The sequence below is a fragment of the Caulobacter sp. BK020 genome, assembly GCF_004342605.1.
Classification (GTDB): Bacteria; Pseudomonadota; Alphaproteobacteria; order Caulobacterales; family Caulobacteraceae; genus Caulobacter.
Genome location: NZ_SLZL01000039.1, coordinates 1 through 16,013, shown reverse-complemented (window position 1 = coordinate 16,013; position 16,013 = coordinate 1). Strand labels below are relative to the sequence as shown.

Below are 16,013 nucleotides of genomic sequence, written 5' to 3'. Positions count from 1 at the left end.
GCAGAACTTCGCCTTCCAACGCCGCCTCCAAAAAGCAGCGTTGAATCAGAACTCCGGCCCAACGGGAATCCTAAATCGTCACTAGAACCTAGAGCATCGCGCGGAAAAGTGGACGCCGGTTTTCCGCAAAAGCGATGCGAAAACAAAAATCTAGAGCAAGTTGTGCGATTCCTATATCGCGCGATTTGCTCTAGGCACCGTCATCGCTTCGGCCGGGATCCCAGGCTCTGGCGCCAGGGCTTTTTTCCCGTTCCGCCCGAAGGCTCCCGCGCGCCTCGAGGGCCGCCAGCCGTTTTTCGATCTCGCGATACAGATACTCGCGCCGGCGGGCGGCGGTCGCGGGGCTTGAGCATGCGTCTTCCTCCGGGGTGAATACGGGCGCGGCTTGGCCGCTTCACGCGGCCCCTTCGCAAAAGGTCGGCCGCTGAAGTTAGGGAGGGCTGCGAAGCGCCGGGCCTAGCCCGGAAGCTTTTGAAGAAATACCGTTTCGACCAGGACCGACGCTCCGCGCGGTCGTTATTCGGGAGCGTCCGGCGGTGGATCCTGTTTGGACCTCGCCGGTCTAAAGCCCCCGATGGGCGGGCCGGGCTTGTGGAGCCCGGTCCCGGAACGCCTGCGTCACCGCAAGCCTGCTGCCCTCCTCGGCCCCTTCGTCAACGCCGTATCTGTGTTACAGGCCCGGCCGGCACCAGATGACGAGGGTGCGGCCAGGGCCGCAAAGCCCCAACCGCCGCCGACGAGCGCTTCCCGCTCGACCGCCCCCCAAGGCCGCGAAGGTCGCAGGCCTCACGCCCTCCCCATCGCCTTGAGGTGAGTTGATCATACGGCGGCGTGAGAGACGGAGGATAAGTGGATTTGCGGCGTTGAATTCGTTCGGGAAACACGCCGGGAGCGGCGGGGCGAAATTTTCCGTATTGCGCCGGAAGGGGGCTTTGGCGTGCGTCGATCGCGTCCGATTTCGGGCGAGATCCGGATAGCCGCTTTCGAACCCTGAGCGGACGTCAGGTCAGTTGGCCGCCTGACCTTTTTTGATCCGCTCATCCCGGCGAATGCCGGGATGAGCGGCGTTTTAGGGGATTCAAACATCAGTTTCCCCACCCCAATCCAGACGATCAGCCTGTCGGGGTTTCCGAAGGGGGCGGTCCCCATGCGACGAAGCGCGATGCGCCTTAGTCCTCCGCCTTGCCGATCTGGGCGGCCAGCCAGTCCTGGTGGCGCTGAAAGTGGCTGGGATCGCGCTCGGAGAACACGCCGGCGGCGCGGCCGAGCAGGGCGCCGGTCGCGGCCAGGGTGATCTCGCCGACGTTATGCCAGCGATGGCCCTCGATCCGCTCGTTCCACGACCGGCCCCGCAGCGGCTGGTTGATCGGCACGGGTCGCAGGAACTCGACGGTCAGGCTCTTGGTCACGGTCAGGCGCTTGTGCAGCAGGGCGACGCTGCCGAGCATCTCGTCGAGCACCGCGGCGGTCCAGCCACCGTGGGCGACGCCGGGACCGCCCTCGTGGCCGTCGTCGCAGACCAGGTGGAAATGGGCCACGCCATCCGCGTCCAGGCCCTCGCCGCCGATGCCGAGGCGGCAACGCCCGCGCGGGATGCAGCTGGCGCACAGCCGCACGCCGTCGCCGACGGGCGTCCGTTCGACATGGTCGCGGGCGGCGGTCACAGGGCCTCGATCGGCTCGTCGCCGACGCCGATCTCGGCGGTCAGGCGCTGCTGGGCCTCCAGCATCCGGGTCCACAGCGCCTCCGCCTCGGCGGCGCGGCCGGCCTCCAGATGGTCGACGATCTCGCGCTTGACCTCGACATGGCGCGCCAGGCCCGCCCGGGAGCGGGGCGCGTGCTGGACCCAGGCGTCCCCGACCAGTTCGGTCTGGGCCTGGATCAGGTCGCGCAGGGTCAGCAGCTCCAGCGCGATCAGCCGGTTGGGGCAGGCCTCGGCCAGGATGGCGTAGAAATCCTCGTGGCTGCGGCTGAAGGCGCGAACGTCGTCGAGGGCCTCGGCCTGGCGCTGGACCTCCGCCTTCAGGCGCTCGATCGCTTCTAGCGGCAGGCGTCCGGCCATGAAGCCGATCAGGCGCGGCTCCAGGTTGATCCGCGCTTCGTTCAGCTCGGCCTGGGTGGTGCCGTGGGCCTGCAGATAGACGCCCGTCGCCTCCGACACCATGCGGGCCTCGGGGAGCCTGAACCGCGCGCCGCCGGACGCGCCGCGGGCCACCCGGACCAGGTGCTGGGTCTCCAGGATGCGCACGGCCTCGCGGATCGTCGGGCGCGAGACGCCGAAGCGTTCGCGCAGCTCGATCTCCGAGGGCAGGGCGTCTCCCGGGTTGGGGCGCGAGCGCAGCAGCTCGCGCCGCAGCCAGCGGGCGATGACCTCCGAGGTCTTGGGCACGTGCAGGGCGCTGCCCTCGACGCGCGCGTCGGGCGACCATCGGCTGGGCGGTTTGGCGTCGTGTCGGCTCAAGCGGTCCATCCCTTCGTGCCCCGCCAGGGTGGCCTGCGTCGAAGCGTGCGTCAATTATATATATTATTGACCAGCGACGCCGGCGATGGGATGATCGGGGTAGGGTAGGAGACCATCATCATGACCACCGGCGACAAGATCTGGGTGAATTCGGGCGACAGCCACGTCTGGGAGCCCAAGGCCCTCTGGACCGAGAACCTGCCGCCGTCGCTGAAAACGCGCGGCCCGCACATGGTCCGCGACGGCAAACATGACATCTATGTGGTGGACGACGAGAAGGTGTTCTTCGCCGCCGCCTCGATGATCGACGCCATCACGCCGCCGGGGTCCGAGAACCTGGACCTGCGCCTGGCCGACCTGGACGAGCAGGGCATATGGGCCGAGGTCGTGTTCCCGTCGGTCGGGATCTGGCTGTCGGTGATGAAGGATCGCCAGCTGATGCACGAGTCGGTGAAGGTCTATAACGACTGGGCGCACGCCGACATGCTCAAGCGCTCCGAGCGCCTGCTGGCTACGGCGCTGATCTCGGTGCTGGATTTCGACGACGCCGTCGAGGAGACCAAGCGCGTCGCGGCCCTGGGCTTCAAGTCGATCTGCCTGCCGGCGACCTTGCCCGATCACCTCGAATACAACATGCCCGAGTTCGACCGCATCTGGCAGATCTGCGAGGAGGCGGGGATGGTGGTCTGCTTCCACGTCGGCACGGGCACCTCGAAGCTGATCGTCACGCGCGGCCCGGGCGGCGCCCTGATCAATTACTGGGAGACCACGGTGCCGGTGCAGCGCTGCGTGGTGCACATGATCTCGGGCGGGGCTCTGGACCGGTTCCCCAAGCTGAAGATCATGACCGCCGAGGCCGGCGTGGCTTGGGTGCCGGCCATGGGCGACCGCCTCGACGAGGCCTACCGGCAGCACAACCAGTACGCCCACCCCAAACTGTCGCGCCTTCCCAGCGAGATCATCAAGCAGCAGGTCTATTCGTCGTTCCAGCACGACGTCACGGCCCTGCCTGCGGTGATCGCCCACGACTATCAGAACGCGCTGTGGGGGTCGGACTATCCGCACCTGGAGGGCACCTATCCGCGCACCCAGGAAGTGCTGCACCACCTGTTCGACCATGTCTCCCCGGCGGTTCGCCATCGCGTGACGCTGGGCGCGTTCGAAGAGCTGTTCGGTATTGGCATGCCGGCGGCGCACCCCGCCTGATCCTCCGCCGCGAGAAACGCGAAGGCCGCCGGGATCCGATCCCGGCGGCTTTTTTGCGCCTTCTCTCGTCAGGCCGGCCGCGCCTCGAACGCCTCCAGATAGCGGGCCAGGGCTGGCGGGACCTTCTTCTTGCCGGGATTGTAGAAGGGCGAGAGCACCATCAGCAGCTTGGGAATCATCAGCCGGGCGTAGGTCTTCTTGAAAAACGCCTCGCGCGCCACCGACTGGGCGCGTTCCTCGGGGGTCATCGCCGCGCGATCCACCGACAGCAGATAGTCGGTCACCCGCCTCGAATAGCCGCCCAGGTGCCTGAGGGCGACGAAGAAGCCGTAGAGGCGATAGAAATAGCCGGCGATCGGGTTCTGGTGCGCGAACAGGGTCTGGTAGACGTCGAAGGCGACGCTGCGGTGCTCGAACTCCTCGGCCAGGTGCCAGCGCCACAGTTCCGATCCCGGATTGGGCTCGTCGGCCTCGAACCGCGCCAGCTTGCCGTCGAACACGATCTGGGCCATGCCCGACCCCAGGGCCTCGAACCCTTCGGCGTAGGCGCAGTTGAACTTCAGCGAGCGGTTGGCCAGGAAGTCCTCGTAGGTGGCCTCCAGCTCGGCCTCGAACGCCTTGAGCCCGTCATAGCCGGCGGCGTGCAACTGCCTGTTGAAGGCGTCGTGCTGCTTGCAGTGCTGGGCTTCCTGCTTGATGAACACCACTAGGTCGCGGTCCAGCGGCGTGTCCTTCTGGTCAAGCGCCTGCCGGGCCTGGAGCATGATCTTGACCAGGAACGGCTCGACATAGGACGGAATGGTCGAGGCGGCGTTCCGCGCCTGCACGTACTCGATGTACGGCGACCAGTGCGGCGGAGTGTCAGCGTACTCCCACTTGGGATAGCGAACCTTCATGGCGTGGCTCCTGTCGGCTGCCGGCTCATAGGCTGAGGAAGAACTGGCGAACGTCGTCGGCGAAGGCCGCGGGTTCCTCGAACGCCGCGAAATGGCCGCCGGCCAGCATCCGGGTCAGGCGAACCAGGTTCCAGTTGCGCGCCATCGCCTCGCGCGGCGCGGCGGGCAGGAACTCGGCCGGATAGAGGCCGACGCCGGTCGGGACGGTCACCTTCAGGCCGGACAACCGCCCGGCCGCAGCCTCGGCGGCGGTCCCGGCATACATCCAGATGGACGAGGAAACCGCGTCATTGACCAGATAGGTCATCAGGTTGGTGATCAGCTGGTCCTTGCTGAAGCGGCTCTCGATATCGCCGCCGGTGTCGGCCCAGCCGTGGAACTTCTCGATCACCCAGGCGGCGAAGGCCACCGGGCTGGCCGACAGGGCCGCGCCGATGGTCTGGGGCTTGGTCATGTGCTCCAACATGTAGGCGGACTCGCGCCGCTGAACCGCTTCATAGGCCGCGCGCCATTCGACCTCGCCCTCCACGGCCTCACTGGCGGGGACGGGCTGGGGGATGCACAGGTTCAGGTGCAGGCCGGCCACATGCTCCGGCGCGTCATGGGCCAGCCAGCTGGAGACCGCGCTGCCGAAGTCGCCGCCCTGTAGGAAGAAGCGGTCATGGCCCAGGTGGTCGACCATCAGGGCGCGCCACATCTCGGCCACCCGGCGCGGACCGATCGGGCTGGTCGGTCGCGACGAGAAGCCGAAGCCGGGCAGGGAAGGGATGACCAGATCGAAGCCGTCCTCGGCCCGCCCGCCGAACCGCTCGGGAAACGCCAGCCGTTCGGCGGCCTGGTCGAATTCCAGGATCGAGCCTGGCCAGCCATGGGTCATCAGGATCGGGCCGCGTCCGCCCGAGCCCCTGATGTGTTGGAAGCGCACGTCGACCTCGTCGATGCGCGCGCTGAACTGCGGAAGCCGATTGAGGTGCGCCTCCCACCGACGCCAGTCATAGACGTCGAGCCAGTAGTCGACGAGTTCGCGCAGATAGGCGGCGTCCACGCCGTAGGCCCAGCCCGAGCCTGGCGGCGCATAGGTGATGTCGGCCGCGCGCAGGCCGGCGCGGATGTGCTGGAGCCGCGCTTCGGGCACGGCGATTTCGAAGGGCGTCGGGGCATCCATGGTCGCAGCATGACTCCCACCACCGGATCCGGAAAACGTTCCTGCCCGCCCGGGGAGGGTTATCGCGGAGACGATGCCTTGGGGCCGCTCCAGTGACGACGCGCTCCGACCCGGCCTAGGCTGGACGCAAGCCGTGGAACAGGCGGCGGACGGAGAGGAACGGCTTATGACCCATCCGCTCGACGCTCAGGACCTGATGCGCGCCGCCCAGGACGCGACCGGCCTGGCCGACTGGGGCGACGAGCTTTTCCGCGAACCGCTGGAGGTCCTGTCCCACGACTTGATCGTACACGCCGACCTCAACGCGCTCGGGATCGAGCGCGCGCGGCGGCGCCTGGTCGACAATCTGAAAGGCCGGCTCTCGCTGGCCGAGGACCGTAAGCGGTTTGCGGGCGTCGCCGAGGAAGTCGTCGTCAAGCCGATCTTCGTCGCCGGACTGCCGCGCGCCGGTTCGACCTTCTTCCACAACCTCCTGGCCGCCGACCCGGCCAACCGCTCGCCCCGCCTGTGGGAGATCATGTTTCCGTCGCCGCCGCCGCTGGAAGCGACCTACGCCAGCGACCCGCGCATCGAGGCGTGCCGCGCGGCGCTCGACTTCGAAGGATTCCTGTCGCCCGCCATGCAGGGCATCCATCCGTATGGCGCCGAGCGTCCGGAGGAGTGCAACTTCCTGTGGGAGATCTCGCTGCTGACGGTGAACTATCCGGCCTGGTGGAACGTCCCCAACTACGCCAAGCTCCTGTATTCCATCGACATGAAACCGGTCTACGAGGAGCAGAAGCGGGCGCTCCAGCACCTTCAGCACCGGTTCAAGCGCGACCGATGGGTGCTCAAGACCCCGGCTCACGACTGGTGGATGCGCGACCTGATCGAAGTCTTTCCCGACGCGGGCGTAGTGTTGTGCCACCGCGATCCGGCCAAGGTCCTGGCCTCGCTGTCCAACAACCTGGCAGTCAATTACAGCCTGTTCTCGGACGCCACGCCCGCCGGCTCGTTCGGCATGCTGGAGCGCCAGTCGCAGTCGATGCGGCGCGCCGCCCAGGTGCGCGACGAGCATCCCGACCGGTTCTTCGACGCGCACTATCTGGAGGTCCAGGCCGACCCGCTCCGCGAGCTGGGTCGCTGCTACGCGCGCTTCGGCGTGACCTTCTCCCCCGAGCGCGCCGCGGCGGTCGCGGCCTGGATGGCCGCCGATCGCGAGGCCCACGCCAAAGGACCGCGCCATTCCTATTCGATGGCGGCGTTCGACCTGGACTACGCCAGCATCGACAACGTCATGGGCGGCTACATCCGCGACTTCAACGTCAGGCTCGAACGCGCCGCCTGAACCGCCCTGGCGGCGACACCCGCGGCGGCCATTTGAATGGGACACCGATGATCGACCAGACAGCCCGAGACGAATGGCGCGCCCACTGGAAGGTGGTGCTCGGCACCTTCATCGCCATGGGCCTGGGCTATGGCGGCTGGTCGTTCACCTCCAGCCAGTTCGTCCAACCGTTGCAGGCGGCCTTCGGCTGGAGCCGGGGGCAGATCGCCCTGGCCTTCCAGGTCGCGCTGTTCGCCGGCCTGGTCGCGCCGCTGTTCGGCCGGCTGATCGACCGGGTCGGGGTCCGGCCGGTGCTGTGCAGCTGCCTGGTTCTGGTCGGCGCCAGCTACCTGCTGATCGCCCATAGCCGCGGCAACTACCCCCTGTTCGTCGCGACATATGCGCTGCTGGTCTTCGCCGGGATGGGCACGACGGGGGTGGCCTTCACGCGCGCCGTGGCCGGCTGGTTCACCACCTCGCGCGGGACGGCGCTGGCGGTGTCGCGCATCGGCTATTCGCTGGCCGGCGCCTTCATGCCAGTTCTGGCCTATCACGTGATCAAGACCCACGGCTGGCAGGCGGGCTACTACCTGCTGGCGGCCGTCGCCCTGCTGGTGGCCTTGCCGATCAGTTGGCTGCTGGTGCGCGACCGGCGCGAGGCCGTCGAGCTGAACGACAAGGGCAGGCCGATCTCGGTGCTCAGCCCGGCCCTGTGGCTGGCGCTGGTCTCAGACCGCCGGGTTCTGCTGGTCTGCGCGGCTGCTGCGCTGACCTACGGCCCCTGCGTGGGCATCCTCAGCCAACTCCAGCCCATGCTCACTGACAAGGGTCTGCCGGCTGGCGTCGCGGCCCAGTACAGCGCCCTGTTGGCGGTATCCGTGGTGGTGGGCACCCTGACGACCGGCCTGCTGGTGGACCGGATCTGGGCTCCGGCGGTCGGCTGCGCCTTCACCCTGCTGCCGGTGGTCGGGATCGCGCTGTTGCTGCCGGGAACGCCGACGCCGGTCATGGCGGGGATCGGCCTGGTGCTGATCGGCCTCGCCCAGGGCGCGGAGATCGACGTGATCGCCTTCATCATCGCCCGCTATTTCGGCATGAAGTCCTTCGCCGCGATCTACGGCCTCAGCACCCTGTTCATCGCCGCCTTCGCCGGTCTGGGCGGCATCGCGTTCGGTTTCGCCTTCGACCACTTCAAGTCCTACAATCAGGCTCTGGTCGGCGCTGCGGTCCTGTTCCTGCTGGCCGCCGCCGCCTACCTGTTTCTCGGACGCTATCCGATCGAGCCCGGCGTCAGGAGTCGAAAGCCTCTTTAGGCCGGGTCGCCGGCCCGCGTGCGGCGGCGGTATTCGCCCGGCGTCAACCCGGTGTGCTTGCGAAACAGGCTCTTGAAGTACCGGGGATCGGAATAGCCGACCAGATAGCCGACCCGGTCCACCTTGCGGGCCGACCGGGCCAGCATCCGCTTGGCCGCCTCCACCCGCAGCCGTTGCAGGTAGTCGATCGGCGTCATGCCCAGACTGGCCACGAAACGGCGTGAGAGCGTCCGCGGATGGAGCGCCATCGCCGCCGACAGGTCGGCGATCTGCGGCTTCTGGGCGAAGCGCAGCTGCAGCCAGTGGGCGGCGCGTTTCACCAGTTCGTCCTCGCGCAGCACCGTGGGCGAAAAGGCCAGGGCGGGATCGGGGCCATCGGGATAGCGATCCACGCCGGTGATCCGCTCGATCCAGGTCGCCACGTCCGGCGACATGATCGCCTCGATGATCCGCACGGTCAGGGCCGGCTCGCCGACGTGGGCGCCGGCCAGGAACAGGCCGTCATGAACCTCGACCTTGCGGTCGACGTCGAAGGCGAGGTGCGGATAGAGCCGGGCCATCGGCCGCTCAAGCCACCAGGGCAGGGGAACGACGACTCCCGCCAGGACCCCCGCCCGGCCCAGCACCGCGACGCCGCTGCCGCTCGCCGCCAGCCTGGCGCCCTGGCTGCGCGCCGCGGCCAGCCAGTCGCTGACGACCTGCAGGGGTTCCAGCCGGGCGGCCAGGGCCTCGGGCCGGCCGATCGCGAAGGGCGCAACATAGATCAGGTCGTAGGGACCCGAGTGCAGGCCTTCGTCCACCGACAGCAGCCGCCCGTTTTCGGCCCGCACGGCCTCGCCCGAGGCCGAGACCAGCCGGACGTCGAGGGTGGGCGGCAGGGTCTCGCGCTCGCCGTACTGCTGCTCGGTGTAGCGGTTGGCCAGGCTCAGGCCGTCCACCAGTTCGAACACCGCATTGGTCAGGACCCCGTCGGTGACCACGATGGCGACGCGCGGCAAAGGGCGCCCTCCGGCTTGTCTGTTTCAGCGACCTGATTGTCCGGATCGCCACTCTACCGTCGGCGCGGGGAGGCTCATCGTCAAAGAAAAATTGGGAGCGCCAGGAACATGTCGGTTCGATCGGAACTGGTGGACGCCGCCGTCCACGAAGACGTTTTCGACAGGTCATATCCCGACCTTGAGGCGCGCCAGCTGGAGGCGGCGCGCGAGCTGTTCGCCGAACGCCGCGAGCAGATCCCTGTCCTGCGCCGCCGCGCCGCCGAAAGCGGCGTCGACGAGATCCGCAGCCTGGACGACCTCGTGCCGCTGCTGTTCGCCCACACGTCCTACAAGTCTTATCCGGCCAGCTTCGTGGAGCAGGGGCGGTGGGACCGGCTGCTGCAATGGATGCAGACCTTGTCGACCCAGACCGTGACCGACGTCGACGTCCAGGGCGTGCAGGATGTCGATGACTGGATGGACCGCTTGCGCGCCGCCGGCCACATGGTGTTGGCGACCAGCGGGTCCAGCGGCAAGGTCTCGTTCCTCAACCACACCCGCGGCGATTCCGAGAAGAAGCGGCGGCACTATCGCCGCATGAGCGGCTGGCCCTACGTCAAGGCCGACAACAGCCGGGTAGTGTTCCTGACCAGCCCGTCGAAAGGTCCCAACAGCGCCATCGAGGCGGCGGTGAACTCGGCCGCCGTCTGGGCCCGGCCGGGCGAGGCTCATTTCCTGACCGACGAGCCTCTGCGCCTGGCCGACATCAGCGCCTCGGCCGCCCTGAACAAGCGCATGGCCGAGGGGCTGGCGACGCCCGGTGAGATCGCGGTCGCCCAAGTGCTGGCCCAGGTGCGCGCCGAGCGGATGAACGCGGCGCTGGACGACTTCGTCGAAAAGCTGCTGGCGCATCGGCGCGAGCCGATCGTGGTCTCGGCCCTGTGGGCTCAGCACATGGCGATCATCGACCGCGCCAAGGCCCTGGGCGTCGAGGATGGCGGCTTCCACCCCGACAGCCTGGTCAGCGCCGGCGGCGGGCTGAAGGGCGTCTCCCTGCCCGAGGATTACAGGGAACGGGTCGACCGTTTCTACGGCAAGGTGATCCGCAACAACGCCTACGGCATGACCGAGATGGCCCAGACCTGTCCCAAATGCCAGTGCGGTCGCTATCACCGGCCGCCGGGCCTGATCTGGCTGCTGCTGGACCGCGACGGCGAGCGGCTGCTGACCGCCGAGGACGGCGAGGACGGCGTCGTCGAGGGGCGGTTCGCCTTCCTCGACCTGCTCTACGAAGGCCGCTGGGGCGGGCTGATCAGTGGCGACAAGGTGACGATCGACTTCAAGGACTGCCCCTGCGGCCGTGCCGGTCCGACCATACTGGACACCATCAGCCGCTACGCCCAGGCCGGCGAAAGCGACCACATCGGCTGCGCCGGCACCATCGACGCCTATATCCGCGGAGCCGTGGCGCCATGAATGCGATCCTTCCGCCGCTCGCGGGACCCGCCCGGGTCCGCCACGTCGTCAAGGGCCAGGTCGTCGAGGGCGACGGTCTGGAATATGGCCGCGAGCCCAACCGCTTCACCACGCCGCCGCTGGATGTTGGCGCCCTGGTCTGGCCGCGTCCCGCGCCGACGCCCGCCGCCGACGTGCCGATCGACGAGATCATCGACGTCCTGGTCGCCACCGGCGACGTCCTCAAGCGCGACGCCTCCGGGGCCTTGGCCCAGGCGATGGAGCGCAGCGTCGCCGCCGGCTTCTATCCGCGCGACCTGGTCGAGACCTCGTTCGCCCACCTGGGCCACATGTTCAGCCGCGCCTCCATGGAGTTCATGATCGACCAGGAGATCGGTGGGAAAGATCTGCTGGACGGCTGGCGCGAGGTGGCCACCCCGTCCGGGCGACCGGCCCGGGTGCGGGCCTTCCCCTGCCGGCTGCTGCACGTGATCGCCGGCAATTCGCCCGGCGTGGCCGCCAACACCGTGATCCGCGGGGCGCTGACCAAGGGCGCGCACCTGCTGAAGCTGCCGTCGAACGAGCTGTTCAGCGCGCCGGCCATCCTGGCCGCCTTGTCCGAGGCGGCGCCGGGGCATCCCGTCGCCCGATCGTTCTCGGCGGCCTACTGGCGGGGCGGCGACGAGGCGGTCGAAAGCCTGCTGTTCCGCCCGCAATATTTCGACAAGATCGTCGCCTGGGGCGGCGAGAGCACCATCAAGGGCGCGCTGAAATATGTCGGGCCAGGCCTCGAACTCGTGGCCTTCGATCCGAAGACCTCGATCTCGCTGATCGGCCGCGAGGTGTTTGCCTCCGAAGCGACGCTGGAGGCGGCGGCCGAGGCCGGGGCCCACGACGCGACGATCATGAACCAGGAGGCCTGCACCGCCAGCCGATTCCAGTTCATCGAGGGCTCGATCGAGCAGATCGACCGCTATTGCGAGGGCTTGCAGGCCAAGCTGGGCCAGGCCCGCCGGTCCGCCTCGGGCGAACCGCGCCCAATCACGCGATCGCTGCGCGACGAGATCGACGGCCTGCGCGACCTGGAAGACTACTACCGGGTCTGGGGCGGCTACGAGGGGCGGGGACTGGTGATCCGCTCCGACGAGGCGGTCGACTTCTATCCCGAGGGCAAGGTCGTCAACGTCGTCGCCGTCGAGCGGCTGGAAGACGCGCTCCGCCACGTCAATGTCGCGACCCAGACGGTTGGGGTCTATCCGCCCCAGCGCAAGGTCGCCCTACGCGACCTCCTGGCCTCGGCGGGAGCCCAGCGCATCGTCTCGCTGGGCTGCGCAACGCCCGAGGTCGGTCTGCCGCACGACGGCTTCTATCCGCTCCACCGGTTCGTCCGGTGGGTCAACGACGAGGGCTGACGCAGTTCCGCACGCGATCTTCCCCGCAAATGCAGGAAACGACCATGAAACTCACTCCCCATCTCCCGTTCGGCGCGGATGTTTCCGGCGTCGATCTGCGCGATCTTTCGGCGCAGGACAGCAAGGCCCTCGTCGACGCCCTGGCCGAGCACCACGTCCTGCGCATTCGCGGCCAGGACCTGACCAAGGCCGAGTACGACCGCTTCGGTCGCCTGTTCGGGACCCCGATCGACTTCTTCTTCACCAAGGACCTCGACCCCGACTATCCGGCCCTGATCACCATCTCCAATTCGCCGGATCACGACATGGGGCGGCGCGACGGCGCCTCGTTCTGGCATACCGACGGCTCGTACGAATATGTGCCCGCCTCCACGACCATGCTCTATGCGATCGAGGCCCCAGTCGAGGGCGGCGAGACCCGCTTCACCGACCTGACCGCCGCCTACGAGGCTCTGCCGGACGCGCTCCGCAAGCGCGTCGATACGCTCGACGCCCTGCACATGCTGGTCGGCGGCAAGCGCGGCGCCGACGAGACGCCGATCAAGCTGGATCCGGACGCGGCCGATCGCGACGGCGGGGTGCGGGCCAGGAAGCGCGCCGCCGAGCGTCCTCGCCATCCCCTGGTCATCACCCATCCGATCAGCGGGCGGCGCAGCCTCTACGCCGTCGCCGGCACGCCCTACGGGGTCGAGGGCCTGGAGCCGGACGAGGGCGAGGCCCTGCTCGACGCGCTCAAGAGTCACGCGGTGTCGCCGCGATTCAACATCGCCTTCAAGGCCGAGGTCGGCGACGTGCTGATCTGGGACAATCTGGCCACGCTGCATCGCGCCACGCCGATCGAGTATTCCGCGGCCGAGGGCAAGCGCCGTCGCCTACTGCGGATCAGCACCCAGGGCCTGCCGCCGGTCTATGGCGACCGGGCGCCGCTGTTCAGCGCGCCGGAAGGCCATGCCTCGATAAAGCTCGCCTGATCCGCCGCCGGGCCGTGATATCGGCCGGCCGATCGTTTTCGCGCGACCATGATCGCGGCGTGCGACAGGGGCAGGATGGCGCGTCCAGCCGGAGATCTGACCGTGAGCTTGGTGTTCGACGCCTCGGTGTTCCTGACCCCTGACGGCGCCCCCCGCGAAGGCGCGCCGCTCGGCGCCCTGCTGTCGGCCCAGGCGAGCCGGCGGCCCGATCGGCCGGCCGTGACCCTGGGGGCGGAGACCCTGACCTTCGCCCAGCTCGATGCGGCGGCCAACCGGCGGGCGCGGCGGCTCATCGCCTTGGGGGTCCGGCCCGACGACACGGTGATGATCGCCCTGCCCAACAGCCTGGCCTATTACGAGACGGCGTTCGCGATCTGGAAGGCTGGCGCGTCGCCGGCCCACGTGTCCCACCGGCTGACCGACAGCGAGTTCGAGGCCCTGGTCGAGCTGATGCGGCCCCGGCTGGTGATCGGCCGCGGCGAGGACGCGCCTTTCGACGGCTTCGAGGCGCTCGCGCCTTCGCCCCTGCCGCCGATGGCGGCGCAGGTATGGCGGGTGGCGACCAGCGGCGGGTCGACCGGGCGCCCCAAGCTGATCCAGGACCGCCGACCGGCGCGCTGGACGTCCGCCATGGGGCCGATGCGCATGAAGCCGGGCGCGGTGATCCTCAATCCCGCGCCCCTGCACCACAGCGCCCCGTTCGCCCAGATCCTGATGACCATCGCCCAGGGCGGGCACGCCATCGAGATGGGCCGGTTCGACGCCGAGGCCTGGCTGCGCCTGGCCCAGGTCCACGCGGTCACCTACGCCTACCTCGTGCCCACCATGATGCACCGGATCATGCGCCTGCCCGAAACGTTGCGGGCGGCGGCCGACCTGAGCGCGCTGGAGACCGTGCTGCACATGGCCGCGCCCTGTCCCGCCTGGCTGAAGCGGGCCTGGATCGACTGGCTGGGGCCGGACGCGATCTGGGAAGTCTATGGCGGGACCGAGCGGATGGGGTCCTGCGTGATCGGCGGCCGCGAGTGGCTCGAACATCCGGGCTCGGTCGGCCGACCCCGGCCTGACATCGACATGCGGATCACCGATGAACAAGGGCGGGAACTGGCGCCGGGCGAGGTCGGCGAGATCTGGTTCCGTACGCCGCCGGAGGAGGGGCCGACCTACGCCTATGTCGGGGCCGACCGGCGCGAACGCGACGGCTGGAACTCGTTCGGCGACCTGGGGCGGGTCGACGAGGACGGCTACCTCTATCTCGCCGATCGCCGCACCGACATGATCCTGTGCGGCGGCGTCAACCTGTACCCCGCCGAGATCGAGGCGGAGATCGAGCGGCATCCGGCCGTGATCTGCGCGGTGGTGGTGGGGTTGCCGGACGACGACCTGGGGGCTCGGCCCCACGCGATCGTGCAGTCCGACTGGCCGTTGGAACTGTTGGAAACCCAACTGCGTGCAGCCCTCGCCCGAACCCTTTCGGCCAACAAGATCCCCCGCGCCTTCGAGATCACCACGGAGCCGTTGCGCGACGCCGCGGGAAAGGTCCGCCGATCGGCCCTGGCCGAGGCGCGGCGTTAGCGCCTGTCCGCGTGGCGGGCGCCGCGCATCGCCACCGCGGTGAATGGGGCCGGTGGATTGACGCCGCCGGCATTGGTGATCCCCTTGTGCGCCCGGGGGAGGATCGGCCGGCTCCAAGGCCTCGCGGCTTTGTCGAGCACAGCCGCGAACGGGTCGAGGAGAAGCGATGTACAAGCGGATTGTCCTGGCGTTCGACAGCACCGTGGAGGGGCGGGCGGCGCTGCGGGAAGGCGCGCTGCTGGCCAAGGCCTGCGACGCGGAAGTCTTTCTGCTGTCCGTCCTGGTCGAGTCGTCGAGCGTGCTGGTCGCCGAGGGCGTGCTGGTCGGGGCCGCGGAAACCCATCTGGAAAGCTACCAGGTCGTGCTCGACGAAGGCCTGGCGCGCCTGAGGCGGCTGGGCTTCTCGCCGACCGGCAAGCTGGTGCGCGGCGAGCCGGCCATCGAGATCGGCGCCTTCGCGCGACAGGTCGGCGCGGACCTCGTGGTGGTCGGTCACCGCAAGCGGAACTTGCTGGAACGCTGGTGGTCGGGCGCGACCGGCGCCTACATCGTCGACAACCTGGACTGTAGCCTGCTGGTCGCTCGCCAGGCGATGAGCGACCAGGACTTCGAGGCCAAGCTGGGAAACTCGGAGTAGCGGTCGCCGGCCGGCGGAACGGGCGTCCCTTCCTCGCGGCTTCCTCTAGGCGGCGGGAAGACGCGCGAGATAGGCGATGATCGCGCCGCGTTGATCGTCTAGCGCCGCCAAGGCCTGGGTCAGGCGATCGCGCAAGGCGGATGACGCCGCCTCGGCCTGCGGCGGCAGGAAGTTGGCGATCTCGGAGATGGTCAGGCCCAGCTTCTTGAGCTCGACGATGGCGTCGAGCCTGGCCTTGGCGGTCTCATCGAGCATCCGCATGTTCTTGATCCCGCGTTGGCACGCGATCAGGCCCATTTCCTCGTAGAGGCGGATGGCGCGGGGAGTCAGGCCCAGGTGCTGGCTGACGTCGCCGATGGTCGACATCGTCGAGGGAAACGGCCGAAGGGACCCGCCAGGATAAGGTCGCGTCGCGCCCGTCGACGGCGACCTGGTGGCGACCTGGCCGCGACCGTGTTGAAGTTCGCGACGGCGATGCCGCTCGATCAGGGCCAGGGCGGCCTTGGTCTGCGGTCCGATGATCGTGGGATGATTGTCCATCAGCCGAACTCCACCAGGACCTCGTCGGCGGCGACGGGGTCGCCGGCCTTGGCGTTGACGGTCTTGACCAGGCCGTCGCGCTCGGCGCGGATGATGTTC

General features: G+C 68.6%; 14 protein-coding genes. 8 read left to right on the top strand and 6 right to left on the bottom strand.

Features of this window, described 5'->3' with window-relative positions; translation table 11 throughout:
* Positions 1–1,169 precede the first annotated feature (1,169 nt).
* Both EV278_RS23760 and EV278_RS23755 read right to left on the bottom strand, forming a co-directional pair.
* Positions 1,170–1,664 carry a PaaI family thioesterase gene (locus EV278_RS23760; RefSeq protein ID WP_207905551.1) on the bottom strand — a complete coding sequence of 165 codons (495 nt, stop codon included), beginning with the start codon at positions 1,662–1,664 and terminating at the stop codon, positions 1,170–1,172.
* The gene (locus EV278_RS23755) at positions 1,661–2,461 is read right to left on the bottom strand and encodes a GntR family transcriptional regulator (protein WP_165916759.1); all 801 of its coding nucleotides are present in this window, start codon (positions 2,459–2,461) and stop codon (positions 1,661–1,663) included. The genes EV278_RS23760 and EV278_RS23755 overlap by 4 nt, the downstream gene beginning before the upstream one ends.
* A gap of 120 nt (positions 2,462–2,581) precedes the next feature.
* Between EV278_RS23755 and EV278_RS23750 the strand changes: the two genes are divergently transcribed.
* Positions 2,582–3,667, top strand: a complete 1,086-nt coding sequence (locus EV278_RS23750; RefSeq protein ID WP_132096699.1) for an amidohydrolase family protein — start codon at positions 2,582–2,584, stop codon at positions 3,665–3,667.
* 68 nt (positions 3,668–3,735) lie between these two features.
* On the opposite strand, the gene EV278_RS23745 is transcribed toward EV278_RS23750, so the two are convergent.
* On the bottom strand, positions 3,736–4,563 hold the full coding sequence (locus tag EV278_RS23745) for a metal-dependent hydrolase (RefSeq protein WP_132096697.1): 828 nt from the start codon (positions 4,561–4,563) through the stop codon (positions 3,736–3,738).
* Positions 4,564–4,588: 25 nt separating this feature from the next.
* A complete protein-coding gene (locus EV278_RS23740) occupies positions 4,589–5,728 on the bottom strand; it encodes an epoxide hydrolase family protein (RefSeq protein WP_132096695.1) in 1,140 nt (379 codons plus the stop codon).
* A gap of 166 nt (positions 5,729–5,894) precedes the next feature.
* Here EV278_RS23740 and EV278_RS23735 point away from each other — a divergent pair, with 166 nt between their 5' ends.
* Both EV278_RS23735 and EV278_RS23730 read left to right on the top strand, forming a co-directional pair.
* Entirely contained in the window at positions 5,895–7,055 is a 1,161-nt protein-coding gene (locus tag EV278_RS23735; protein ID WP_165916758.1) for a sulfotransferase, read from the top strand.
* Positions 7,056–7,102: 47 nt separating this feature from the next.
* Positions 7,103–8,347: an MFS transporter gene (locus tag EV278_RS23730; protein ID WP_132096691.1), complete on the top strand. Its 1,245-nt coding sequence runs from the start codon at positions 7,103–7,105 to the stop codon at positions 8,345–8,347.
* On the opposite strand, the gene EV278_RS23725 is transcribed toward EV278_RS23730, so the two are convergent.
* Complete coding sequence (locus EV278_RS23725) at positions 8,344–9,345, bottom strand: helix-turn-helix domain-containing protein (protein ID WP_132096689.1); 1,002 nt, start codon at positions 9,343–9,345, stop codon at positions 8,344–8,346. The two genes, EV278_RS23730 and EV278_RS23725, sit on opposite strands and share 4 nt — an antisense overlap.
* Positions 9,346–9,453: 108 nt before the next feature.
* Here EV278_RS23725 and EV278_RS23720 point away from each other — a divergent pair, with 108 nt between their 5' ends.
* From EV278_RS23720 to EV278_RS23700, 5 genes are all read left to right on the top strand, one after another.
* Positions 9,454–10,800 (top strand): hypothetical protein, encoded by a 1,347-nt coding sequence (locus tag EV278_RS23720; RefSeq protein WP_132096688.1) that lies wholly within the window; start codon positions 9,454–9,456, stop codon positions 10,798–10,800.
* Positions 10,797–12,191 carry an acyl-CoA reductase gene (locus EV278_RS23715; protein ID WP_132096686.1) on the top strand — a complete coding sequence of 465 codons (1,395 nt, stop codon included), beginning with the start codon at positions 10,797–10,799 and terminating at the stop codon, positions 12,189–12,191. The genes EV278_RS23720 and EV278_RS23715 overlap by 4 nt, the downstream gene beginning before the upstream one ends.
* A 44-nt stretch (positions 12,192–12,235) precedes the next feature.
* Entirely contained in the window at positions 12,236–13,162 is a 927-nt protein-coding gene (locus EV278_RS23710) for a TauD/TfdA family dioxygenase (RefSeq protein ID WP_165916757.1), read from the top strand.
* Positions 13,163–13,264: 102 nt separating this feature from the next.
* Positions 13,265–14,737: an AMP-binding protein gene (locus tag EV278_RS23705; protein ID WP_243692313.1), complete on the top strand. Its 1,473-nt coding sequence runs from the start codon at positions 13,265–13,267 to the stop codon at positions 14,735–14,737.
* A 166-nt stretch (positions 14,738–14,903) separates the two neighbouring features.
* Complete coding sequence (locus EV278_RS23700) at positions 14,904–15,374, top strand: universal stress protein (RefSeq protein ID WP_132096680.1); 471 nt, start codon at positions 14,904–14,906, stop codon at positions 15,372–15,374.
* Positions 15,375–15,419: 45 nt separating this feature from the next.
* Here EV278_RS23700 and EV278_RS23695 read toward each other — a convergent pair whose 3' ends face one another.
* Entirely contained in the window at positions 15,420–15,914 is a 495-nt protein-coding gene (locus EV278_RS23695; protein ID WP_132096678.1) for a MerR family transcriptional regulator, read from the bottom strand.
* Positions 15,915–16,013 lie beyond the last annotated feature (99 nt).

Excerpts from the sequence above, each read along its gene's own strand:
- EV278_RS23750 (WP_132096699.1), top strand. The coding sequence starts at position 2,582 with ATGACCACCGGCGACAAGATCTGGGTGAATTCGGGCGACAGCCACGTC.
- EV278_RS23745 (WP_132096697.1), bottom strand. The coding sequence starts at position 4,563 with ATGAAGGTTCGCTATCCCAAGTGGGAGTACGCTGACACTCCGCCGCAC.
- EV278_RS23740 (WP_132096695.1), bottom strand. The coding sequence starts at position 5,728 with ATGGATGCCCCGACGCCCTTCGAAATCGCCGTGCCCGAAGCGCGGCTC.
- EV278_RS23735 (WP_165916758.1), top strand. The coding sequence starts at position 5,895 with ATGACCCATCCGCTCGACGCTCAGGACCTGATGCGCGCCGCCCAGGAC.
- EV278_RS23730 (WP_132096691.1), top strand. The coding sequence starts at position 7,103 with ATGATCGACCAGACAGCCCGAGACGAATGGCGCGCCCACTGGAAGGTG.
- EV278_RS23720 (WP_132096688.1), top strand. The coding sequence starts at position 9,454 with ATGTCGGTTCGATCGGAACTGGTGGACGCCGCCGTCCACGAAGACGTT.
- EV278_RS23715 (WP_132096686.1), top strand. The coding sequence starts at position 10,797 with ATGAATGCGATCCTTCCGCCGCTCGCGGGACCCGCCCGGGTCCGCCAC.
- EV278_RS23710 (WP_165916757.1), top strand. The coding sequence starts at position 12,236 with ATGAAACTCACTCCCCATCTCCCGTTCGGCGCGGATGTTTCCGGCGTC.
- EV278_RS23700 (WP_132096680.1), top strand. The coding sequence starts at position 14,904 with ATGTACAAGCGGATTGTCCTGGCGTTCGACAGCACCGTGGAGGGGCGG.
- EV278_RS23695 (WP_132096678.1), bottom strand. The coding sequence starts at position 15,914 with ATGGACAATCATCCCACGATCATCGGACCGCAGACCAAGGCCGCCCTG.